Origin of the sequence: Pseudoalteromonas sp. S3785 (genome assembly GCF_005887365.1) — a bacterium.
In the GTDB taxonomy this organism is placed as follows: domain Bacteria; phylum Pseudomonadota; class Gammaproteobacteria; order Enterobacterales; family Alteromonadaceae; genus Pseudoalteromonas.
Genome location: NZ_PNCT01000090.1, coordinates 58777 through 81325, shown reverse-complemented (window position 1 = coordinate 81325; position 22549 = coordinate 58777). Strand labels below are relative to the sequence as shown.

The 22549-nt window shown below is 40.5% G+C and carries 17 protein-coding genes; 10 read left to right on the top strand and 7 right to left on the bottom strand.

The genetic code is table 11. From position 1 onward, the window contains the following. Window positions 1–324: 324 nt before the first annotated feature. Both gppA and rhlB read right to left on the bottom strand, forming a co-directional pair. Window positions 325–1818 carry a guanosine-5'-triphosphate,3'-diphosphate diphosphatase gene (gene gppA / locus CWC17_RS18090; RefSeq protein ID WP_138614459.1) on the bottom strand — a complete coding sequence of 498 codons (1494 nt, stop codon included), beginning with the start codon at window positions 1816–1818 and terminating at the stop codon, window positions 325–327. 44 nt (window positions 1819–1862) lie between these two features. Further along, window positions 1863–3140, bottom strand: a complete 1278-nt coding sequence (rhlB, locus tag CWC17_RS18085; RefSeq protein WP_138614457.1) for an ATP-dependent RNA helicase RhlB — start codon at window positions 3138–3140, stop codon at window positions 1863–1865. 91 nt (window positions 3141–3231) lie between these two features. Here rhlB and trxA point away from each other — a divergent pair, with 91 nt between their 5' ends. Both trxA and rho read left to right on the top strand, forming a co-directional pair. Continuing rightward, a complete protein-coding gene (gene trxA, locus CWC17_RS18080; RefSeq protein ID WP_055015906.1) occupies window positions 3232–3558 on the top strand; it encodes a thioredoxin TrxA in 327 nt (108 codons plus the stop codon). Between the two features lie 182 nt (window positions 3559–3740). Continuing rightward, window positions 3741–5000: a transcription termination factor Rho gene (gene rho / locus CWC17_RS18075; protein WP_055015905.1), complete on the top strand. Its 1260-nt coding sequence runs from the start codon at window positions 3741–3743 to the stop codon at window positions 4998–5000. 222 nt (window positions 5001–5222) lie between these two features. On the opposite strand, the gene CWC17_RS18070 is transcribed toward rho, so the two are convergent. Further along, entirely contained in the window at window positions 5223–8039 is a 2817-nt protein-coding gene (locus CWC17_RS18070; protein ID WP_138614455.1) for a tetratricopeptide repeat-containing hybrid sensor histidine kinase/response regulator, read from the bottom strand. A gap of 75 nt (window positions 8040–8114) precedes the next feature. Here CWC17_RS18070 and CWC17_RS18065 point away from each other — a divergent pair, with 75 nt between their 5' ends. After that, complete coding sequence (locus tag CWC17_RS18065; protein WP_138614453.1) at window positions 8115–8678, top strand: DNA-J related domain-containing protein; 564 nt, start codon at window positions 8115–8117, stop codon at window positions 8676–8678. Here CWC17_RS18065 and dbpA read toward each other — a convergent pair whose 3' ends face one another. After that, a complete protein-coding gene (gene dbpA / locus CWC17_RS18060) occupies window positions 8679–10067 on the bottom strand; it encodes an ATP-dependent RNA helicase DbpA (RefSeq protein WP_138614451.1) in 1389 nt (462 codons plus the stop codon). It abuts the gene before it with no gap. 206 nt (window positions 10068–10273) lie between these two features. Between dbpA and CWC17_RS18055 the strand changes: the two genes are divergently transcribed. The 3 genes from CWC17_RS18055 (at window position 10274) to CWC17_RS18045 (ending at window position 14938) form a co-directional block, all read left to right on the top strand. Continuing rightward, on the top strand, window positions 10274–12352 hold the full coding sequence (locus CWC17_RS18055) for a TonB-dependent siderophore receptor (protein WP_138540529.1): 2079 nt from the start codon (window positions 10274–10276) through the stop codon (window positions 12350–12352). 150 nt (window positions 12353–12502) lie between these two features. Further along, window positions 12503–13903, top strand: a complete 1401-nt coding sequence (locus tag CWC17_RS18050) for a M20/M25/M40 family metallo-hydrolase (RefSeq protein ID WP_138614449.1) — start codon at window positions 12503–12505, stop codon at window positions 13901–13903. A 93-nt stretch (window positions 13904–13996) separates the two neighbouring features. Further along, window positions 13997–14938, top strand: coding sequence for a tetratricopeptide repeat protein (locus tag CWC17_RS18045; protein ID WP_138614447.1), 942 nt, complete (start codon window positions 13997–13999; stop codon window positions 14936–14938). Window positions 14939–14987: 49 nt separating this feature from the next. Here the strand turns inward: CWC17_RS18045 and CWC17_RS18040 are convergent, their stop codons facing one another. Both CWC17_RS18040 and CWC17_RS18035 read right to left on the bottom strand, forming a co-directional pair. Continuing rightward, window positions 14988–16946, bottom strand: coding sequence for a S9 family peptidase (locus tag CWC17_RS18040; protein ID WP_138614445.1), 1959 nt, complete (start codon window positions 16944–16946; stop codon window positions 14988–14990). Window positions 16947–17061: 115 nt separating this feature from the next. Beyond that, window positions 17062–17973, bottom strand: a complete 912-nt coding sequence (locus CWC17_RS18035) for a DUF808 domain-containing protein (RefSeq protein ID WP_138540533.1) — start codon at window positions 17971–17973, stop codon at window positions 17062–17064. 133 nt (window positions 17974–18106) lie between these two features. On the opposite strand from CWC17_RS18035, the gene CWC17_RS18030 reads away from it, so the two are divergent. From CWC17_RS18030 to CWC17_RS18015, 4 genes are all read left to right on the top strand, one after another. Next, a complete protein-coding gene (locus tag CWC17_RS18030; RefSeq protein WP_138540534.1) occupies window positions 18107–18397 on the top strand; it encodes an MliC family protein in 291 nt (96 codons plus the stop codon). Between the two features lie 146 nt (window positions 18398–18543). Continuing rightward, on the top strand, window positions 18544–20010 hold the full coding sequence (gene ubiD / locus CWC17_RS18025; RefSeq protein WP_138540535.1) for a 4-hydroxy-3-polyprenylbenzoate decarboxylase: 1467 nt from the start codon (window positions 18544–18546) through the stop codon (window positions 20008–20010). 103 nt (window positions 20011–20113) lie between these two features. Then, on the top strand, window positions 20114–20827 hold the full coding sequence (fre, locus tag CWC17_RS18020) for an NAD(P)H-flavin reductase (protein ID WP_138614443.1): 714 nt from the start codon (window positions 20114–20116) through the stop codon (window positions 20825–20827). A 160-nt stretch (window positions 20828–20987) separates the two neighbouring features. Continuing rightward, a complete protein-coding gene (locus CWC17_RS18015) occupies window positions 20988–21404 on the top strand; it encodes a CBS domain-containing protein (RefSeq protein ID WP_055015893.1) in 417 nt (138 codons plus the stop codon). Window positions 21405–21450: 46 nt separating this feature from the next. Here CWC17_RS18015 and add read toward each other — a convergent pair whose 3' ends face one another. Continuing rightward, the gene (gene add, locus CWC17_RS18010) at window positions 21451–22452 is read right to left on the bottom strand and encodes an adenosine deaminase (protein ID WP_055015892.1); all 1002 of its coding nucleotides are present in this window, start codon (window positions 22450–22452) and stop codon (window positions 21451–21453) included. Between the last annotated feature and the right edge of the window lie 97 nt (window positions 22453–22549).

Below are 22549 nucleotides of genomic sequence, written 5' to 3'. Positions count from 1 at the left end.
GCTTTATATTGTTAAAGAACGTTGCGATTAAAGCGCGTTGCTTTATCTCGCTAGGGCTGCGCATGTTACGCCTTCCTATTTTTTTGTCAACACTTAATTTTGTTAAACTTGAAAGTTTTTAAAACTAAGTTTTACTCGACTCACTGATTAGCTCGTGCCTCGCTATACGTTGCGCTCTGCCGTCTCAGTGGGGTCGCATTATAGGGAGATCCAAAAACAGATCAACCCTTTTTTTAAGAAAACTTGAAATAAATGACTGTTCGCATGAAATTAAAGCAAAGTGGTTACTTTAAACACTAAAAAGGCCCTTACAGGCCTTTTATATTAGTTAACGATGAGTTTCCAACCGAGTTTACTTTGCAGTTTTGACTCTTGTTGTAGCTCACTAGCCATAAGCGGGTGTTCTTTTAACCAGTTATTGGCAAACTTTAAGTCTAATGTGTCTTTTTCTACAGATAACTCTATTTTAGGAAGTACGTCATCTTGTCGGCGCATCGATAATATTACGGCGATTCTTAATAGCCTAACTAAGTATTGGGTAAGCGTACTATGCGCACCTAGAACGTTGAAGCTTCCTTTTTGGATATCAGAACGATGTGCGCTTGCAACTGCAGCAATCACTTTATGTTCGGATTGTGAAAAACCAGGCATATCGGTATTTTCTATAATGTAGGCTGTGTGCTTATGGTATTGCTTATACTCTATCAATAAACCAATTTCGTGAAGTTGCGCTGCGGCTTTTAAAAGCGGCAAGGCATTTTCACTAACAAGCGGCCAGCTTTCACCTACCTGCTCTGCCAATTGAATAACTAAGCTCGATACTCGATTCGCTTGCTTTTGATCAACATGATACCGGTCCATAAACCCATCCACTGTACGTTTACGGATATCGTTGTTATGAAGCTCAGGTACCATACTGTAAAGTACACCTTCGCGAAGTGCACCGCCAGCTAAACCCATTTTTTCAATTTCAAGTGATTCAAATAACGCTATTAAGATAGCAAGGCCTGACACAAAAACTAACCTGCGCTCTTCACTTAACCCAGGCAGGTCAAGTGCAGCAATCGTACTGTAGGCTATCGATTGCTGTTTTATTTTATTTAGCTTTTCTAATGTAAGTAGATCATCTAAGTCCTGCGCAACCATGATTTCTTGAATCGCTTGCACCGTACCAGAGGCACCTGATGCTATTTGCCACCCTGCTTGTTTATACTCTGGCGCAATTTCGTCAATCACTTCATGAGCAGCTTTAATGGCGGCATTGAAGTTTGCTTCACTTAGTTGACAGTCTTTAAAGTAACGCTCTAAGTATGTGACGCATCCCATATTTAAACTTTTATAGTGCAGTGCCTCAAAACCTTTACCTATAACGACTTCGGTACTTGCCCCACCAATATCAATGACAAGTTGTTTGCCAGTACACGATGAAGTGTGTGCTACGCCTTTATATATAGTGCGTGCTTCTAGCTCACCACTAATTACATTAATCGTATGGCCTAGTATCTTCTCAGCATGCGCCTTGAAAACATCGGCATTCGTTGCAAGTCGAAGTGTTGCAGTTGCTACTATGGTGATATTTTGTTTTGGAATGTCTTGTAGGCGCTCAGCAAAAAGTGCAAGGCACTCCCAACCTCGCTGCATTGCCTCAGAGCTTAATACATTTTCGCTATCAAGCCCTGCTGCTAATCTTACTTTGCGTTTAACGCGGCCTATAGTTTGTAGGCCGCCAGCAATTGATTTAGCAATTAGCATATGAAAGCTATTTGAGCCTAAATCAATGACTGCATACACATTTTTTTGCGGTTTAAATTGCCCCACCGTTCAAAAACCTCTAGTTACTACTACGTACAGTAACGGCCAAGTTACGACCGTCCTTTTTGGTAACTATTATTCGGGCGACGTCCGTTATTATTACTACGATTACGTGGGCCTGTAGAATAGTTGCGCTTTCTTTGAATAGTAGGCTTTGTTAAATCATCTAGCAATGCGGTTTTATCATAATGTGATAAAGGAATGCTGTGCTCTATATACTCTTCTATTTCATGTAAGTTATAAGCATACTGTTCACATGCAAAGCTAATTGCATGGCCTGATGCGCCGGCACGACCAGTACGACCTATACGGTGAACGTAATCTTCACAATCATCCGGTAGGTCAAAGTTAAATACATGACTTACCTCAGGGATATGTAGCCCACGTGCTGCGACATCAGTTGCCACTAAAAAGTCTAATTCACCTTTGGTGAATTGCGCTAATATAGATTGGCGTTTTTTCTGGTTTACATCACCAGTGAGCATACCTACACGGTGACCATCGGCTTTTAACCAGGCATATACTGTCTCACAACTGTGTTTGGTATTGGCAAATACGATGGCCTTATCCGGCCATTCTTCCTCAATTAAAGTTAATAGCAGCTTAATTTTATCCTCTTGAGAAGGATGAAATAGCTCTTCTTTAATGCGCTTGCCTGTTTTTACGTCTGGCTCGATTTGAACGTGTTCAGGGTTAGTCATATGTTCAAAGGCAAGCTCCTGCACGCGATAAGAAAGCGTGGCAGAAAATAATAAATTGAGTCTATCTGCTGTATCTGGCATACGGCGGAACATGTAACGAATATCTTTTATAAAGCCTAAATCGAACATACGATCGGCTTCATCAAGCACAACTACCTCAATTTCGTTAAGGGTGTAACAGCCTTGCTTGTACAAATCGATTAGTCGACCTGTAGTACCAATTAAAATATCAACGCCTTTTTCTAATTGTACACGTTGTTTTTCGTAATCTTCGCCACCATATACTAAACCTAAGTTAAGATTACAGTGCGGCGCTAAAATTTTAGCATCTTTGTGTATCTGAATCGCAAGCTCCCGAGTCGGGGCCATGATCAGGGCTCTTGGATGTTTACTAGGTGCTTTGCTAGATTGTAATAACCGATGGCACGTGGCAGTTAAAAACGCCAACGTTTTGCCCGTACCCGTTTGTGCTTGGCCCGCGATATCGCGACCGTCACAAATAAAAGGTAGGCATTTTGCTTGAATGGGTGTGCAATACTCAAACCCACTTTCGGTTAAACCGGCAACCACTTCCGGTGCGATAGCAAAGTCTGAAAACTTTTTATCGGTCAAATGTGTCTTAGTCATAGCGTTTAAGCATAACGTTTAAACTTGCAATAAGAAACAAGAGTGTTTAAATACGCACTAAATATTTCGCCTAACTAAATCGGAGAGCGCAATGAGCGAGAAAATAATCCAAATTACTGACGATAGCTTTGAAGCTGACGTATTACAATCAGACAAGCCTGTACTAGTAGATTTTTGGGCTGAGTGGTGCGGACCTTGTAAAATGATCGCCCCTATCCTTAATGAAGTGGCTGATGAGTATGATAGCCGTGTAACAGTTGCCAAGTTAAACATTGACCAAAACGCAGGCACACCACCTAAGTTTGGTATTCGTGGTATCCCTACACTACTTCTTTTTAAAGATGGCCAAGTAGCTGCAACGAAAGTTGGTGCGCTTTCTAAAACTCAACTTATTGAGTTCTTAGAAAACAATATCTAAGTAAAAATGAAAAAAAAGGGCTTTTTTGCCCTTTTTTTGTGTTTATTTTGTATAAAGACTGGACGCTGTGCCAGTGAACTGCTAGTTTATAAAGCCAACTAATCCTTAGTTATATTCAACAAACCTCACTCAACTATCAAAGCGATTTTGAGTATGACAATTGTAATAAAGAACCCACCAATATGCATTTACGCGAATTAAAAGACAAGTCTATAAAAGAACTTGTAAACTTAGCTGAGTCCATGGGGCTCGAAAACGTAGCCCGCTTAAGAAAGCAAGATATCATTTTTGCCATTCTTAAAGCACATGCCAAAGGCGGAGAGAACATCTACGGCGGCGGTGTACTAGAGATTTTACAAGATGGTTTTGGTTTTTTAAGATCATCAGAAGCCTCTTACTTAGCTGGCCCAGATGATATTTATGTATCTCCAAGCCAAATTCGCCGTTTCAGTATGCGTACTGGCGATTCTATTTCAGGCCTTATTCGCCCACCTAAAGACGGCGAACGTTACTTTGCTTTACTAAAAGTAAACGAAGTTAACTTTGATAAACCTGAAAACTCTCGCACTAAAATCCTTTTTGAAAACCTTACCCCACTACATGCAAACGAACGTTTTCGTATGGAACGCGGTAACGGCAGTAAAGAAGACATTACCGCTCGTGTACTTGATTTAGCATCACCAATTGGCCGTGGCCAACGTGGTTTGTTAGTAGCACCGCCTAAAGCGGGTAAAACAATGCTACTGCAAAACATTGCACAATCAATCACTCACAATCACCCAGATGTTACATTAATGGTTTTACTTATTGATGAGCGTCCGGAGGAAGTAACCGAGATGCAACGCCTTGTTAAAGGTGAGGTTATTGCATCAACGTTTGATGAGCCAGCTTCTCGCCATGTACAAGTTGCAGAAATGGTGATTGAAAAAGCAAAACGTTTGGTTGAGCACAAAAAAGATGTGGTTATCTTATTGGATTCAATCACCCGTTTAGCACGTGCTTACAACACAGTTATCCCTTCATCAGGTAAAGTACTTACCGGTGGTGTTGATGCTAATGCACTGCACAAGCCTAAGCGCTTCTTTGGTGCTGCACGTAATGTTGAAGAAGGCGGTAGCTTAACGATTATAGCTACAGCACTTATCGACACGGGCTCAAAAATGGATGAAGTTATCTACGAAGAGTTTAAAGGTACCGGTAACATGGAACTACACTTGAATCGTAAGATTGCTGAAAAGCGTGTATTCCCTGCCATCGACTTTAACCGCTCAGGTACGCGTCGTGAAGAACTACTTACTAAACCAGATGAGCTACAAAAGCTATGGATTTTACGCAAGATTGTTCATGAAATGTCAGAGATTGATGCTATGGAATTCTTAATTGATAAGCTTTCTATGAGCAAAACGAACGATGAATTCTTCGATTCGATGAAACGCCAATAAGCGCGTTTTCGTTATATAAAAAAAGCGCCTAGAGCGCTTTTTTTATATTTAAACGGCAATACCAATCAACTTAGATATTTAGCCTTTCTAGCATGCTAAATAAAGCGTTAATGGCGTTATAAATTTCTTATGTAGAGCAACTTCGTGTCAAAATTCATGCCTTCTTACCACTCTATTTATCTGTCGCTATAAATGTCTAATAACTTAACACGATTAGAATAATTAACTTTCGTTATATTTTTTAAGTACACACTGTAATTCATCTACAAGCTTTTGAATGTGTTCTTTACTTTGGCTTTGTTTATTGAGTAAAGCCATATCGAGATTTTTAGCGGCCTTGGCAATATCGTCTAACGCAAACATTTGCGCTGCCCCTAAAATGCGATGGCTGTCTTTTTGTAATGCCTCTAAGTCATTACTACTATAATGCTGATTTATGGTTTCGCTTTCAAACGTGAAACTTTGCTTAAAACTTGTTACTAAGTCGCTCATATCTATCTGAGCTGTATATGGTGGCTCTTGTTTAGCAGCTTCATCCAAATGTTTAGCAAGCGTGTTATAAAAAGCGTTTTTATCTAACGGCTTACCTAAATACCCTGTAAAGCCTAGCGCAAGATAATCATCGACTTCATGACTCATTGCATTGGCAGTTAAAGCAAAAATAGGCGCTTGAAAGCCGCACTTTTGTAATAATGAAAATGCAGCACGGCCATCCATAATAGGCATTTGTATATCCAGTAGCACTAAATCTGGGTATATTTGAAGGCACTTCTCAACCGCTTGCTCACCATTTTCTACCGCTATAACCTCAAGCCCCATAGAACGTAAATAACGACTTATGAGTCTACGGTTGTCGGGGTGATCCTCAGCCAGTACTACACGACCAGTTAACTGCTTAACCCGTTTAGACGAGGTTACATATTCGTACTCATCTCGCTCTTTTTCAACCTCTACACAGGGTAAAAACAGCGAAAACTGGCTCCCGCGTTTAAACTCACTTTGAACGCTAATGTACCCTCCCATCATAGAGGCCAGCTGCTGAGACAAACTAAGCCCCAACCCAGTGCCACCAAAGCGACGGCTAATACTGTTATCGGCTTGGCTAAAGCATTCAAATATTTGTTTTAGCTGCGATGAATTCATGCCAATACCAGTATCTTTAACTATAAAAACAAGCCCTTGCTCAGTTTTGTTCAAAGACACAACTACCTGCCCAGCCTGAGTAAACTTAACAGCGTTAGCGCATAAATTGATGAGTATTTGCTTTACCCGCATTAAATCGAGTTTGGTATAAAACGCATTACCTACATGGTTATCAAAACGAATTTGCAAATGCTTCGCTTTAGCCTGCGAAATAAACATAGCATGTACATCGCTAACTAGCTGCACTATGTCAAAGCACGAAATATTAAGCTCTAATCTGTTTGCTTCTATTTTGCTTAAATCAAGCACATCATTAATTAAACTTTTTAAATGATCACTATGTCGCTGAATTATTTTTAATTCATCTTGTAGGTTTTCAGGCTCGTACAAACCATTAATTAAATCATCTGTTTGGCCTAAAATAGCGGTGAGCGGGGTTCTAATTTCATGGCTAATATTTGCCAAAAACTGGCTTTTAACATCATTAGCTTCTCGTAGCTCCTGAGCTATAGCTTGCAGCTCTGCCGTACGCTGCGCAACTTGCTCCTTTAATAACTGCTTGGCACGCTTTTCGGCACCCCGACGATAAAGCGCGGTGCCAGTAACAATCACTAAAAATAATAAAACAAAAATAAAAACTGTGAGCTGCGAGCGCTGGCTCATTTTTAATTTCTGTACTTTTCGCTCTTGCTTGAGCTTCTGAATTTCTTGGTTTAACTGAGTCGCTTTAAATTGGTTTTGTAATACTGCTAAAGCACTGGTGATTGTTTCGCTATTAATACCACGCTGCTCTGCTACAAACTTTTCGTGAAGCGTTAATGCCTCAGCGTAGTTGCCTTTGCTAGCCTCTAAAAGCGAACGCGTGCCAAAAGCATCGCGCTTTATACGCACACTATTATATTGTGTGGCCAAATCGGTGGCTTTATCTAAGCTTATTTGCGAATCAGCAAGCTCACCTCTCACAAATTGTATTTTAGCCAGTGCATGTAAGGCGTTAAGCTCTAAACTGTGATTCGCAATTTCAAGGGCATTTTGTACCCCTAATTTAGCCTGCTCGTAAGCAACATCCACGTTATTAAGAATTAAATTAATGTTTGCTAAATTAGTATATTGGGTAGATAACTTATTATAATCATTGGTAGAAATGTAGTAACGCAACGCCATTTGATAATAGTGCAGTGCTAAGTCAAATTGTGAGCTTTCGTAGTAAGCAACGCCTAAATTATTGTTAACTTGCGCTATACCGCTGGTATCACCTAGTTTTTGATATACTTTAAGTACTTCTTTATAAAATAAAATCGCGCTTTCATAACGCGATAATCTAATGTACACCCCTGCTATATTTAGCAAAATGTCAGCTTGGTCTTGCGCACTGCCCTTTTTTTCATAAATCTCTTTTGCTTTTAAATAATATTCGAGCGTCAGCTCCATATTATTCATTTCAAAGTACGCTAAACCAATGTTACTAAGCAGGTTTGCAAGCTCTACTTGCTTATTGTTTTTTTCAACAATTACCATGGCGCGGCTATATTCAACAATAGCTTGCTGAAAATATCCCTGAAAATAAAACACTACACCTTGCATTTTAATGGCTCTAAAATGCATATCTGGCAAGTAACTTGAGGAGGTGTGCTGTTCTAATTTTTTAAAGTACAGCAGAGCATTTTCAAAATCATCTGAGGAGAAGGCTAAATCGGCAAGTTCAGAATACACACTAACCTTTTGAGATTCTGTTATATTTTTTGCTTCAAGCAGCGCATTACCGAGCGTGAGTTTTACGTCCCACTGCTGCTCTTTTTTAAATTCATCAAATAAAGATACACTATTTTGAGCAAAGCTAGGCAGTATGAACACACAACATAAAACAAATAAAAGGCACTTCAATTTGCCTAGCATAATATTATTCCTTCAAACTTTAGCTTTAGTCAGTGTAATCTTTATTGAAGATACACAACAAAACGAGCGCAAACAATGCTTAACCCCCTGATTGATGAGATTTTTGAGTTACTTTTAACTCAGCCAGTTTGGAAAGTTCATACCTTAGCCGCAACGCTCGCTCAACAAGGGGTGTTACCATCTTTAGATGTTAACCCTGAGCAAAATTTATTTAAAAAGAATTTTTTAATTATGAATGCGTTATTTGAGCTGCAAACACAGCTATTACCCAAGCACTTAATTATATCGTCATTACATATTGAACTTGCAGAGCCAAGTAGCAATGTAGCAATGCCATCCCATTTAAAAAGTTACTATTTAAACTGGGAAAACTACGACACCAGTGCCAAAGACATTGAGGCATTATTAGATAGTTTTTGGCAGCAATTTAACCCACTAATAAAGCATCCAGTTGTGCATATTGAGCCATTAATTAAAGCTTGGCAATTACCGCCAAACTTTAACTTAGCTATGCTACAAAAGCGCTGGCGGCAATTGGCATTAAAACATCATCCAGATAAGCAAACTGGAAGTGCATGTAAATTTAGACAAGTAAGAGCCGAGTATGAGCAGCTAAAGCTAGCTGCTCAAAACACCTAATTAACGGGTAAGGCGACGGGCACGAATTTTACGCCCTTTAATATTGCCCTCGGTTAATTTACGCAGTGCAGGTTTTGATGCATTACGCTCTACCGCTACAAAGGCAACGTTATCAAGTACATTTATTTTACCGACTTGGCGGCCTGCAATTCCCTCTTTGCCAGTAAGCGCACCTAAAATATCACCCGCGCGCACTTTTTGCTTTTTGCCGGCATCAATCATTAGCGTGACCATTTCTGGCTTGTAAGGCGGCTTTTCTAATAAGCTAAAGGCAGGCATTGGTTCTGGCAAAAAGTCGCGTTCGTAATGGTCACCAATTTGCGCCACTTTAAACTGTTCAGCATCACCGTAAATAGAGCATGCAATCCCTTTTTTACCGGCTCGGCCTGTGCGTCCTACACGGTGCACATGGGTTTGTGGGTCATGTGCTAAATGGTAATTTATTACCATGTCCATGTCGTCAATATCTAAGCCACGCGCAGCTACATCGGTTGCCACTAATATTGACGCGCTTTTATTAGCAAAATGAATTAACGTACGTTCGCGATCACGTTGCTCTAAGTCACCATGAAGCGCCACGGCACTAAAGCCTTCGCTTGCTAAATCATCACAAACTTGTTGTGTTTCTACCTTGGTATTACAAAAAACAACACAGCTTTGTGGTGTAAATTTAAGTAGCAATAATTTAAGCGTTGAGTAGCGTTGTTTGTTGTTATCCATTTTGTAAAAGTATTGTTTTATAGTGCTTTTTTCTTGCTCTTCTTCTACTTTTATCATCTCTGGATTTTTTAATACGCGCTTTGCAATCGCTTCAATTGCACGCGGAAAGGTAGCACTAAATAACAACGTTTGACGATTTTGCGGTATACACTCAATAATTGCATCAAGGGTATCTTGAAAGCCCATATCAAGCATTTGATCTGCTTCATCAAGTACTAACGTTTCAACATCGTCTAAACGCAGTGTACCTTTGCGAATATGATCGTCCACTCGCCCAGGTGTACCCACAATAATATGCGCCCCATGCTCAAGCGAGCCTATTTGTGGGCCAATTGATACACCACCACATAGCGTTAATATTTTAATATTGTGAATACCGCGGGCAAGTTTACGCATTTCTACTGCCACTTGCTCGGCCAGTTCGCGCGTTGGACAAAGTACAAGCGATTGAATACGAAAACGTTTTACATTTAATTTAGCTAACACACCTAAACTAAAAGCAGCAGTTTTACCTGAACCGGTTTTTGCCTGTGCAATAATGTCTTTACCTTCAAGTACAGGTGGCAGGCTTTGCGCTTGTACAGGCGTCATTTGCGAGTAGCCAAGTGTTGATAAATTATCAACTAAACCAGCAGGTAAAGCCAAAGATGAAAATGCAGTAGAAGTCACAATAAATTCCAAAATAATAAAACAACACAGGGCTTAGCCCCAAAATATGAGCTCCATAATAGCAGAATTCAGCTTAGGCAACCATTAATACCCGATGTGCATTATTTTACGATGCGTTAATCCTTGTTAATAAAAAAGTTGCAAATGATACTAGTTTTCATTAAGATCCTCGAAAAATTTTAACACCCTAACACTGGATGTAATTGATGAAACTAAACTCACTGTACGTAGCACTTGTTGGTGCCATTAGCACAAGCGCCTTTGCCGCACCTACTGACTTAGAGCGAATTGAAGTTAAAGGTAGTTATTTTAACGACTACAAAGTCGACAACGCCAACGGAGCAATGAGAACATCAGCGTCATTGTTAGAAACAGCGCAATCAGTCACTGTTATTAGCGATACAATCATTAGCGAGCAATTAGCAACGACCCTTGGCGAAGTACTTACTAACGATGCAAGTTTAACTGCCGGCTCTCAACAACGTAACCGTGAAGTATTTAACTTACGCGGCTTTGAACTTAGCTCATCGACAGGCTACTTACGCGACGGACACCAACATTGGTCTCACTACCAGCAACCGATTGAAATTCTACAACAAGTAGAAGTTATTAAAGGTCCATCAAGTATTTTATACGGACAATCAGGCCCAGGTGGCTTGATTAACATGGTGACAAAAAAGCCTACGGCAACTACATTATTTAACGCCAGCGCAGATGTAGACCAACACGGCTCTACCCGCTTTATGCTAGACGCAGCTGGTGCACTTACCGACGCTGAAGATTTACGTGCACGCGGTATTTTAGTAAAACAAGATGTGGATTACTGGCGCGAATATCAAAACGGCGAAAACCGTGAACGCGACCGTTTTTTAGGCGCTGTAATTGTTGATTACGATTTAAGTGACAACGCATTAGTACGCGTGCATTACGACCGCACAGACGACGAAGCAGGCCTTGATACAGGTGCATGGATAGATGACAACGCCAATGTGATTGGCGATGAGAAAACCATTCGCGATATGTCTTGGGCGTTTACCGACATAACGGTAGAAAACTTAGGCGTAGATTTTGAAGTCTACTTAAACGATCACTGGCAAGTTAAGCTTGGTTACAACGAGCAAACATTTGAGCGCCAGCGTTTTGAGTCATCTCCTAGTCGAAATTCTTACATCTCACAAACGAATACATACACTTCGAACCCATACGATCGTTTTGATGATTGGCAATTCACCACTGCATTTATTGATTTTATTGGTGAATTTGAAACGGCTGGCATACAACACCAATTTCTAATCGGTGCGAACTCGCTTGACTACTATTATGGTCAACTACGCACATCTGCTGATTCATTTAGTTTTACAGCAGGCCAAAATGAACCTGCCCGCCCAGATGTCAGCTATAAAACTGATCTCACTAAAAGCGAAACTGAATATGACTACTACGGTGTATACGCCCAAGATTTAATTACTTTTTCACCACAATGGCAAGTGTCTGTTGGCGGTCGCTTTGATAAGCAAACACGTGAAGGACAAAATAACGAGTCGTTTTTGCCTAAATTCGGCGTACTTTATCACCCGAATGCATCTGCAACTATTTATGCCAGTTATACAGAAGGTTTTGAGCCACAAAACGAAACCATTACTAACGAAGAAGATATCAACTTTGGTATGAAAATAGATGCTATCACCTCTGAACAAAGAGAGCTTGGTATTAAATGGCAGCTATTTGATGAGCGTTTAATGCTTAGCGGTGCTATTTTCGATATAAGTAAAAATGGAACCTTAGTTACAGAACAACTTGAAACACCTATCGGCTCAATTACCACTGAAACAAACCAAGTTGGTGAACAGCGTCATAAAGGTTTTGAAATGGCAGCACAAGGTGCAGCAACTGACCGTTTATTTGTTATGGCATCTGCAATGTATTTAGATGCTAACTATGAAAGAGCGAACGAAAATCTACAAGGTAAACGACCTACCGATGCCCCTAAATGGTCTGCATCACTTTGGACACGCTATGAGTTAAACGACACCATTGCGTTTAATGCCGGTGCTTTTTATGAAGGTGAACGCTTTGCAGATAGCGATAATTCTATTACCAAAGATGCCTATACACGTATAGATGTTGGTGCAACTTATAAGTTTAACATGAGTAACACCGATATAAATCTTCGCCTTAACGTTGAAAATCTATTTGATACTGATTACTTAGGTGGCGGCGGTAATGGTAATGTAACTATTGGCGAAGGCACAAATGTACGCCTGGCAGCTCAATTTAGCTTTTAAGTTATAAACTTATACTTAAAAAGCCCGCACAATAATGATTGTGCGGGCTTTTTAATGCCTATTAAAAACCCTACTACATTCATCTCATCTATTTTTTAAAGCCTTCAAAAAATGCTCTAATGCACGTAATTAAAAAAAGGCTTACTCAATATGAAAAAAATTATTACAGCACTTTTACTAACTAGCAGCTTAACTGCTCATGCAACAAGTGCAGAATTCACCGCTAAACAATTACAACAGGTTGATGAAGTGCGCAGTGCTGCGCTTAAAAGCCCTTTAAGCTACGAGCTACTCGAATCACTCACAACAGAAGTGGGTCCTCGCCTACCCGGCACTGAAAACGATAAAAAAGCAGTTGCGTGGGCTAAAGCAAAATTTAACGAATTGGGTTTTGATAAAGTATGGCTTGAAGAGGCAGCCTTTCCAAATTGGCGCCGTTACAGCGAAAGCGGAAAAATACTCACCCCAAGTGAGCAACCTCTGCATTTAACTGCGTTAGGTAACAGTGTAAGCACACCTAAAGATGGTATTAGCGCACCGGTTGTACTGTTTGAAACATTGGATGAGCTAATTGCAGCACCAGCAAATAGTTTAAAAGGTAAGATTGCCTATATTAATTATCGAATGAATCGCCATATTGATGGCAACGGTTATGGCCCTGCTGTAAAAGCACGTGGCACAGGTGCCGTTGAGGCCGCGAAAAAAGGCGCGGTTGCTTACATGATGCGCTCAGTGAGTACAGCTCACCACCGTTTTGCTCACACAGGAGGCAGCCACTATAAAGAAGGCGTTAAAAAAATACCCAACGTCACCATTGCCAACCCTGATGCCGATCAAATAGCGCGCTTAGTGGCTTTAAACAAAAAGGTAACAGTTAATATAAATGTACAAACACAAAGCCTAGGAGAAGGCACAAGCTATAACGTTATAGGCCAATTTAATGGCACCGAAAACCCAGAACAATATGTGTTAATTGGTGGCCACCTAGACTCATGGGATTTAGGCACTGGCGCATTAGATGATGGTGCAGGTGTTGCGCTAACAATGGCAGCGGCTAAACACATTAGCGATGTTAAACGCCCTAAACGCAGTATTCGCGTTGTGCTTTTTGCAGCAGAAGAACTTGGCCTTTGGGGAGCAAAAGCTTACTTTGCACAACATAAAAACGATTTACATAATATAGTTGCAGCTGCTGAGTCGGACTTTGGCGCCGATGTAGTATATGGTTTTGAGTCGAATGTAGATGCAGCTTCACTACCAGTAGTACGTGCTATAGCAAAAGAACTGGCGCCATTAAACATTGAGTACATTGGTAAAAACCAAGCCAACGGCGGGCCGGATTTAATTCCATTTAAAAAAGCGGTGTCGGCACCTATATTTGAGTTAGCTCAAGATGGCACAGATTACTTTGATTACCATCACACAGCTGATGACACGCTCGATAAAGTAACACCTGCTAAACTGCGCCAAAATACCGCTGCGTACGCTGTGTTTGCGCTAATGGCCGCCGATGCAAAAACCACTATTAAGCCTAAAGCAGACACAAAATAATAACTGACATACTTACTTACAGTTTGTCGCTTTAATAAACGCACTCCTTGTTTTACCTTTATATAAATAAAACAAAACAAGGAGTGTGTAGGTATGTTGCTTTTCAATACGAGTCAGTCATTTCCTTATTTTGCAAAAACGCAGTGCTGCCCTAATTGCCATAGCCGCGCCTATCATCTAATAAACCAAAGTCGTTTTTTACGCTTTACGGTTATTCCTGTTATACCTTTAGCGCTAAACTATAAATACGAATGCTATCAATGCGGCCATAATGCGCCTGTAAAGTTAAAGCAGTTACCTGTTTTTGAAATTGTCACTCTTCCTAAATACTTTATAGGGGTATTTTTAGCGTTATGGGTGGGGCTGTTTTTTTACCAACAACACGCTGCAGCGCAAGCGCAAAAGCAACGCTACTTAACGAATCCTAAAGCCTACGACACGTATTTAGTACACGCCGATAAATTTACTCATGAGCCATGGACACTGACTAACTTAAAAGTTGCGCAAGTTTTAAGTTTTGACGAGCAGTTTATAACTTTTCAGGTAAGTAATTACAGTTATAAGCGTAACAACGGCATTACGACTGCAATGCGTACCAGCTTATTAGTACAAAGAGGTTACTTCTCAGCTGACAAAATTACTTTGCCTCGTAGCGAAGTAAAAAGACTTTACAACGACGGGGTGATTTACGACGTACTGCGCCCCTCGGCAAATAGTTTATATGGTGGGTTTGTTATGTTTCCGCCAAAACCTAAACCGCTATATAAAGGTTTAAAGCTCGACAAAAATAACCAACAAGGCATTACGTATTTTAAAAACGGACAGTATAGCGATGCGCTTGAGAGTTTTACTATTGCCGCAAATGCAGGCTCGCAATGGGGGCAGCTAAATCTTGCGCAAATGTATCGAGATGGCCAAGGCGTAACTAAAAATATAAAAACAGCAAAGTATTGGTACGAGCATGCAATAGCGCAAGGTAATAGTAAAGCGAAAATAGAATTAGAAGAAATGTGTGATAAAGCAAACTGCAAATAAAAAATGGCCAGTTTTACTGGCCATTTTCAATCTTGGTTCATACTTATAATTAGAAATTCATATGCTCATCTAAAAAGTTAAGTACCTGCTTGTAGTAGCGCGTTCTGTGCTCAGCTTTATAAAAGCCATGCCCTTCATCTTCAAGTAACTCGTATATGTAAGGGTGGTTTTCTTTTTTTAGTGCTGCAACTAAAGACTCAGCTTGCTCAATTGGTGCTCTCTCATCCTGCCCACCATGTACAATTAAAACGGGTGCTTTAAGCTTGTCTATGTTGTAACTAGGTGAAAAACGCTTTAACTGTGCTTCATCAGTACCAAGCGCGCTTTTAAGATAGCGCTGTCCACGGTCACGTTCAGAGATATCACCTTCTTCAAACATTAGCGGTAAATCGTACACCCCAACGACACCAATAGCACACTGAAACATATCAGGTTCTAAAATTGCACTTTGTAATGCCGAATAACCACCAAAACTTGCGCCCATTATACAAATATTATCTTTATTTACAGTACCTTGCTCTATTAAGTGTTTTACACCGTCAATAATGTCGTATTGTATTTCAGCACCCCATTTTTTATGTCCAGCATGTTCAAAGTTGCGACCAAAGCCACCAGAGCCTCTAAAGTTAACTTTTAGTACGGCAATGCCTCTACTGGCTAATAGTTGAGCTTCGCTCTCATAGCCCCACCAATCTCTTGGTCCATGAGGCCCACCGTGAGGCATAACAACTAAAGGTAAGTTTTTTTCATTAGTATTATTAGGGATGGTTAAATACCCGTATATTGTTAAGCCATCACGCGCTTTATAATTTACAGGTTTGGTTATTGCCATTTCACTTGGCTTGATCCAGCTTTTAGTCGCAAATAAAAAGCGCAAGCTATTCTTTTTGGCGTCATACAAGTAATAACTGCCAGGGTTGGTATCACTTGACGCAAATATAATACTCTTCTCGCCATCTTCAGTGCTACTAACAAGCTGCACTTGCTGACCTTGAAGCGATTGTATTAATGCCTTTAAGCGCTCACTTTTATGAGAATTATTTATAAAGGTATAAGCTGGATAACCAAGCTCATTTTCAATTGCGAATAACTCTTTAGAAACTTCATCTACCCACACCTTTTTTGGAGAAACGTGCTGTTCTTTATGTAAAAGTTCAAACTTTTTGCTCTCTAAGTTTAGTTTGTAAAGCCCTTTTGCTTCGCCACTTTCTGACGCTGTAACATAAACAGATGTGCCCGTACTATCAAACGCATGAAGACTAATATCAGTGTATTTTAGCTCTCCTAAATCAAGCTGTTGCCATTCACCGCCGGACTTTTCTCGCGTATAAATTTTTTGGTTAATGTAATCATCGTTTGAAACAGCAACACGCACATTTCCATCATGATCCGTTAAAAAGCCTGCCATTCTTGATGGTGACCTAGAAACTCTTTTTCGTTTTCCGCTGTAAATATCAACTTCATAAACGATTGTATGAGGCTCATTTGATGCGTTCCATGGGAAGGTTAGGATCAGCATTTTACGTCTATCATGAATAAGCGGGTCTAGTACATAAGAAGTGCCGAGTATAGGTGTCGCTTTTTTGATGCGGGTACCCGTTTGCATTTCACCTTGGTAACCCACTAGGTATTTGCCTTGGCTACCATCAGCATTTATACCAAAAAGCTCACCATGATATTCGGGATGGTCTTTCCAACCTTTAATGTACTCTTTGGCCAATACAATTCTTTCATTGTTTACCCAGTAATAATTGCCAACTTGGGCATTATTAGGGAATTTTATTGCATGGCTTACTTTAAATGTATCTGTGGTTAGCACCATTAATACATTTTTTCCTTCAGGGCGAGTAATTACAGCTAAATATTTTCCATCAGGTGAAATTTTCACACCTGCAAACTCTATATCTTTACTAAAACTTTCTATCGGTACCAAGCCATTACTTGCTGTAGTATGAGAGCTAAAAATACTGACCAGCAATAGTGTCAAACAAGCCAAAAACTTATTCATTAAAGTTCCTTTTATTTATTTTTTATTAAGCTTTTATGTTACATACTTTTAACAAAAATATACACTATGCTTTCCCCTTTTATGTAAATAGGCGTAAATTAATAGCGTTATAAATCTAGTGCTTAGTGTTAGCAAATTTACTCCAAACTAAATGCAGGATAACAATGCATAGCCCCGCGACTACCCCTAGTAATCCGTCAAATATAAGGGGGGCTAATGTTTCGCCAGTGCCATTTAGTAACGACTTACCTATATTTGTTACTTCTAATTGCCAATGATGTAGTAGCTCAATACCATGGGATAAAATGCCACCACCGACTAAAAACATGGCCACCGTGCCAGCAAAGGCTAAAAATTGCATAAGCCTTGGCGCTGCAGCTAATAAGCCTTTACCAAGCCACTCTTTAAATTTATTAGCCGACGCCTTTGATTGATTGAGCAAATACAATCCCGCGTCATCAAGCTTTACAATACCGGCTACGAGCCCGTATACACCTATGGTCATTAAAACGGCTATAACACATAATACAAGTGCCTGATTTACGAGCGAGGCACCTGCAACCGTTCCTAAGGTGATCACTATAATTTCGGCTGAGAGAATAAAGTCGGTACGTATAGCTCCCTTTACTTTTTGCTTTTCATACTCAACTAAATCAAGTTTCTCACCTTCGTTTGTTACTTCTTCATGATGAGGTAAAAACTTAGCAAATACTTTTTCAGCACCTTCAAAACATAAAAATAAGCCACCGATTATTAGCAGTGGGGTTATCAGCCAAGGCAGCCATACACTTATGAGCAATGCAGCGGGTACCAAAATAGCTTTATTTAAAAATGAGCCTTTTGCCACCGCCCAAACCACGGGTAATTCGCGGTCGGCTGTAACCCCTGTCACTTGTTGAGCATTAAGTGCTAAGTCATCACCCAGTACACCGGCTGTTTTTTTAGTGGCGACTTTACTCATCGTGGCAATGTCATCAAGTAAGGTGGTTATATCATCAAGTAATGTTAAAAGGTTAATGCCTGCCATGTTGCTTCCTAGCTAAAAAATAATGCTATCAACATAGCTTAATCCGTAATTTTCACCAACGGTTAATTTTGCTTTGTTATGCTGATTGGACGCACTGATTTTTATCAATGGCAAACTTACTTAGGGGGTATTAATGAAAGCATTAGTGGTTATTTTTACAAGCATGCTGATTTTATCAGCCTGTAGTGATGAGCCTAAAAGTACCCACTATTTATGCAACGATCGCGTAGTAGAATTAGCCCACCAAGGAGCGCGGGCAACACTTACTTTAAATCAGCAAACATATACACTTAATAAAGAGCCTAGCGCATCAGGGGTAAAGTATATTAATGAGCGAGTGTTATTTTGGTCTAAAGCCGATGAAGCGATGTTGATTGTTTCAGGTAATAAATACCACTGCCAACAACAAGCAGACGCTTTATAATTTTGTCCTTCGCGATTTAAACTTTTTCTTTTTTCTCCTCGTAATAAATAACCTGTTTTTATACTATCAGACCCTTAACAACTGCACATGCATTTGTTGTTTAGTTGGGTATAATACTTTCACTTTTTGCTTAGTAGCGGCCTACCATGAAATATAAAGATTTACGTGATTTTATCGATTTGCTTGAAAAAAAAGGCGAACTTAAACGTATTACTCAAGAAATCGACCCGTATCTTGAAATGACCGAAATAGCCGACCGTACATTACGTGCTAAAGGCCCCGCATTATTGTTCGAAAACCCAAAAGGTCACAGTATGCCTGTGCTTGCAAACTTATTTGGTACGCCTAAGCGCGTTGCTATGGGCATGGGTCAAGAAGATGTAAGCGAGCTGCGTGAAGTTGGCAAGCTACTCGCTTTTTTAAAAGAGCCTGAGCCACCAAAAGGGATTAAAGAAGCACTAGGGCAAATTCCGGTATTTAAACAAGTACTCAATATGCCGGCTAAAGAAGTTAAAAAAGCACCATGCCAACAGATTGTTTTAGAAGGTGACGATGTAGATTTAACTAAGCTGCCTATACAACATTGTTGGCCTGGCGATGCCGCACCTCTTATTACTTGGGGTTTAACTGTTACCAAAGGGCCTTATAAAAAGCGCCAAAATTTGGGTATTTACCGCCAGCAGCTATTAGGTAAAAATAAAATCATTATGCGTTGGTTATCGCATCGCGGTGGCGCGCTCGATTTTCAAGAATGGTGCAAAGAAAACCCCGGCGAACCGTATCCAGTTTCGGTTGCATTAGGGGCTGATCCTGCCACTATTTTAGGTGCCGTTACACCTGTGCCAGACACGTTAAGCGAATATGCCTTTGCGGGCTTGCTGCGTGGTAGTAAAACGGAGGTTGTAAAGTCTATTTCAAATGACTTACAAGTTCCTGCCAGTGCCGAAATAGTACTTGAAGGCTACATTATGCCAGGCGAAATGGCGCCCGAAGGACCCTATGGTGACCACACTGGTTATTACAACGAAGTTGATGATTTTCCTGTAATGACAGTAACCCATTTAACTCACCGTAAAAACCCAATTTATCACAGTACATTTACTGGTCGTCCGCCTGATGAGCCGGCAATTTTAGGCGTGGCATTAAATGAAGTGTTTGTGCCTATATTGCAAAAGCAGTTTCCAGAAATCGTCGACTTTTACTTGCCACCCGAAGGCTGCTCTTACCGTATGGCCGTGGTAACCATGAAAAAACAATACCCAGGCCATGCTAAGCGCGTAATGATGGGCGTATGGTCGTTTTTACGTCAGTTTATGTACACTAAGTTTGTTATTGTTTGCGATGATGATGTAAATGCTCGTGACTGGAACGATGTTATTTGGGCCATTACTACCCGTATGGACCCTGCACGCGACACCACATTAATTGAAAACACGCCAATAGATTACCTCGATTTTGCCTCGCCTGTATCTGGGCTTGGCTCCAAAATGGGCATGGATGCAACCAATAAATGGCCAGGTGAGACCGACCGCGAATGGGGCGAGCCAATAGTTATGGATAAAGCAACAAAAGAACGTGTTGACGAAATTTGGCAGAGTCTCGATATACTTTAAGCACGCCTACTGAATATAAACAGGCTATAAAATAACCCCGCAGGTATGTTAATATTGCCCCACTTAACTGCATATCTGCGTAAACGCTGCTAAAAGGTAAAAAATGCAAACATTAAAAGCTGAAGTTGTTGCCATCAGCCCACTTACAGAATTTGTTCATAAAGTAATTTTAAAGCCTCAACAACCTGTTACGTTTGAAGCTGGCCAGTACATGCAACTTGTACTTGGTGAAAAAGACAAGCGCGCTTTTTCGATTGCAAGCCGTCCATCGCAATGTGATGAAATAGAGCTTCATATTGGCGCATCTAAAGCTGATTCGTACGCAATGCAATCACTTGAGCATTTGCGTAATGCGCATCAAAATAACACGCTGGTTGATATTGAAGCCGGCCTTGGTGTGTCGCAACTACGTTTACAATGTGACCGCCCTATTATTTTATTGGCTGGCGGCACGGGGTTTTCTTACGCAAAATCAATGGCTGATCATTTAGCTGAAATTAACTGCGACCGCCCAGTATTATTTTACTGGGGTGTTAAAGAAGAGTCAGCGTTGTATGCTCACAGCGAAATGCAAGCATGGGCAGAAAGTAACGAGCACTTTAAATTTATTCCTGTTGTAGAAAACCCATCTGCTAATTGGCAAGGTCATACTGGGTTTGTACACAAAGCAGTAATGCAAGATATTGTGTCGCTAGAACCGTACGACATATACATGGCTGGTCGCTTTGACATGATTGGCATTGTTCGTGATGACTTTATTGCTCACGGTGCTGTTCGCGAAAATATGTATGCAGATGCATTCGCGTTTATAAAATAAATTTTATTCTTACTACAAAGGCGCCCATTGCGCCTTTATTATTTCTATCAAATTTAAGCTATTAATTGGTATAGCCTATTGCTTTAATCAGTATAAACAATTTCCTAAATTCCTATCTATAAACCATACTTTGTACAGAACATCAGCGGGAGAGACCCAAATGTTAAATACAAAAGTAAAAGATTTTATGCAACGCAAGTTGCCACACATTACCCCAAATACTGAAATGACCACCGCGATTAGTGAACTACAAAAGTTTAAGTTACTAGGTGCGCCCGTATTTGACGACAATAAATCATTGGTTGGTTTTATATCTGAGCAAGAGCTTTTAAAGCCGTTAATGCAAAGCAGCTACTTTTGCGATGGTGTTGTAAAAGTTTCACAGCTTATGCAAACAGAGGTTGTAACCGTTAATGCCGACACCAATATAATCGAGCTTGCTGAGCAAATGAAAACAGGAAAGCCTAAAAACTACCCCGTCGTTGAGGGGGATACCGTAATAGGCCTCATTGGCCGAAGCGATATATTAAAGGCACTTTTTGATAATTACGTGAGCTGCCAAACAAAAGTAAGCTAACAAAAAAAATGCCGCAAATAAGCGGCATTTTTTGTATTAAGCGTGTTTAACGTGCTGCAGCAAGTGCGGTTAACGCGGCTTTATCGCTGTCGCTTAAAAATGCAATTTCTAGGGCATTTGCTTGTGCCTTTTGCATATCGGCTTGAGTTAAGCCTGCCTTTGGCGCAGCCACTACGTACTCATGCTCAATCTCAATCCCCTCTACAGCGGGATCGTCGGTATTAATACATGCTAAAATACCGTGATCTAAAAACTGTTTAAGGGGGTGTTTAGCTAAATCGTTTACAGTACTGGTTTGAATATTGCTGGTTAGGCACGACTCAATACCAATGCGGTTATCGCGCAGGTAGTCCATTAGTTTAGGGTCTTCGATTGCTTTTACCCCATGACCTATACGGCTTGCACCTAATTCATTAATGGCTTGCCAAATACTTGCAGCGCCGAGCGCTTCACCGGCATGGATGGTAGCGGCTAGGTATGCGTCTCTTACTTGCTTAAATTGCTCGATAAAAAGCTCGCCCGGAAAACCAATTTCATCTCCGGCTAAATCAATCGCCACTAAATCATTTTTAAAGGCAAGTAGTGCGTCAAGCTCCTGCTGGCAGGTTTTAACACCGTAAGTACGCGACATAATACCAATTAAGTTTGCTTTAATATTTGCGCCTTGAGTCGCCGATTTTATACCGTCAACCACGGCCTCTACCACCCCTTGCGGGTGTAAGCCTTGGCTTTGTGCCATATAATATGGGCTAAAGCGAAGCTCTACATAATCAAGTCCTTGGGCTTGCGCATCTTCTATGTTTTCAACTGCAATGCGTCTACAAGCGTCGTAATCGCCCAGTACCGTGACCCCCCAGTCGAGCTTTTGCAAAAATGCCATTAAATCAGGTTCAGGATCAATAACTTGCACGTGAGGGATAAGCGCCTCTACGTTATCAGCGGGTAGCGTAATATTAAACTGTTGACCAAGCTCTAGTATGGTTTGCGCACGTACATTGCCATCTAAATGGCGATGAATGTCTAGCAGAGGTAATTTTTTATTTATCATAATAGCGACTCGGTTAGGTTAAAATTGCGCGCATGATACGCAGGTACAGTTATTTTTCAAGTGTAGAGCAGTTAAAGTAAATATTAGCGGTCATATG

Excerpts from the sequence above, each read along its gene's own strand:
- rhlB (WP_138614457.1), bottom strand. The coding sequence starts at position 3,140 with ATGACTAAGACACATTTGACCGATAAAAAGTTTTCAGACTTTGCTATC.
- trxA (WP_055015906.1), top strand. The coding sequence starts at position 3,232 with ATGAGCGAGAAAATAATCCAAATTACTGACGATAGCTTTGAAGCTGAC.
- rho (WP_055015905.1), top strand. The coding sequence starts at position 3,741 with ATGCATTTACGCGAATTAAAAGACAAGTCTATAAAAGAACTTGTAAAC.
- CWC17_RS18070 (WP_138614455.1), bottom strand. The coding sequence starts at position 8,039 with ATGCTAGGCAAATTGAAGTGCCTTTTATTTGTTTTATGTTGTGTGTTC.
- CWC17_RS18065 (WP_138614453.1), top strand. The coding sequence starts at position 8,115 with ATGCTTAACCCCCTGATTGATGAGATTTTTGAGTTACTTTTAACTCAG.
- CWC17_RS18055 (WP_138540529.1), top strand. The coding sequence starts at position 10,274 with ATGAAACTAAACTCACTGTACGTAGCACTTGTTGGTGCCATTAGCACA.
- CWC17_RS18050 (WP_138614449.1), top strand. The coding sequence starts at position 12,503 with ATGAAAAAAATTATTACAGCACTTTTACTAACTAGCAGCTTAACTGCT.
- CWC17_RS18045 (WP_138614447.1), top strand. The coding sequence starts at position 13,997 with ATGTTGCTTTTCAATACGAGTCAGTCATTTCCTTATTTTGCAAAAACG.
- CWC17_RS18040 (WP_138614445.1), bottom strand. The coding sequence starts at position 16,946 with ATGAATAAGTTTTTGGCTTGTTTGACACTATTGCTGGTCAGTATTTTT.
- CWC17_RS18035 (WP_138540533.1), bottom strand. The coding sequence starts at position 17,973 with ATGGCAGGCATTAACCTTTTAACATTACTTGATGATATAACCACCTTA.
- CWC17_RS18030 (WP_138540534.1), top strand. The coding sequence starts at position 18,107 with ATGAAAGCATTAGTGGTTATTTTTACAAGCATGCTGATTTTATCAGCC.
- ubiD (WP_138540535.1), top strand. The coding sequence starts at position 18,544 with ATGAAATATAAAGATTTACGTGATTTTATCGATTTGCTTGAAAAAAAA.
- fre (WP_138614443.1), top strand. The coding sequence starts at position 20,114 with ATGCAAACATTAAAAGCTGAAGTTGTTGCCATCAGCCCACTTACAGAA.
- CWC17_RS18015 (WP_055015893.1), top strand. The coding sequence starts at position 20,988 with ATGTTAAATACAAAAGTAAAAGATTTTATGCAACGCAAGTTGCCACAC.
- add (WP_055015892.1), bottom strand. The coding sequence starts at position 22,452 with ATGATAAATAAAAAATTACCTCTGCTAGACATTCATCGCCATTTAGAT.